Origin of the sequence: Rhizobium sp. BR 314 (genome assembly GCF_047445805.1) — a bacterium.
GTDB classification, from domain to species: Bacteria; Pseudomonadota; Alphaproteobacteria; order Rhizobiales; family Rhizobiaceae; genus Rhizobium; species Rhizobium lusitanum_B.
Map to the genome: position 1 here is coordinate 1 of NZ_JARWLA010000114.1, position 765 is coordinate 765.

The 765-nt window shown below is 61.6% G+C and carries 1 protein-coding gene; it reads left to right on the plus strand.

All coding sequences use genetic code 11. The features are described from left to right. Positions 1 to 765: hypothetical protein (locus QD461_RS36675; protein WP_414091642.1), on the plus strand; the 765-nt coding region annotated here is incomplete at both ends.

Genomic DNA, 765 nt, shown 5'->3' on the forward strand with positions numbered 1-765 from the left:
TCGCTCCGACGACTGTCCTGGATGGCGAGGGCTCGGTCAAATCGAACGTCGTGTTCTACGCGACGCTGTCGGACACCGACAACGGCCACTATAACTTCACGCTGGTACAGTCTCTCGACGATGCCAAGGATTCCAATGCCATCAAGCTGACCTTCGGCTATACGGCGACGGATTCGGACGGCGATACGTCTTCGAACAGCTTCTCGGTCACCGTCGCCGACGACAAGCCCGTTGCCGGCACCGGCGACGCAGGCTCGGTCACCGAAGGTGCTCTGCCGGGCGGCAATGAGAACCCGCATGTCGCGACCGATGCGATTGCCACCGGTTCGCTGAACATCTCCTGGGGTGCCGACAAYGGCAACACCAACCAGGGCGGCGCCGGCGACCGCTCGGTTGCCTTCACCAATGCCAACGTCACGGCTGAAGGTCAGGACGGCGAGGGCCTGAGCTCACATGGTCAGGTCGTTCATACGGTTCTGCTGGCCGATGGCACGCTGGTTGGCTACACCGGTGAAGTCGCTCCGACGACTGTCCTGGATGGCGAGGGCTCGGTCAAATCGAACGTCGTGTTCTACGCGACGCTGTCGGACACCGACAACGGCCACTATAACTTCACGCTGGTACAGTCTCTCGACGATGCCAAGGATTCCAATGCCATCAAGCTGACCTTCGGCTATACGGCGACGGATTCGGACGGCGATACGTCTTCGAACAGCTTCTCGGTCACCGTCGCCGACGACAAGCCCGTTGCCGGCACCGGCGACG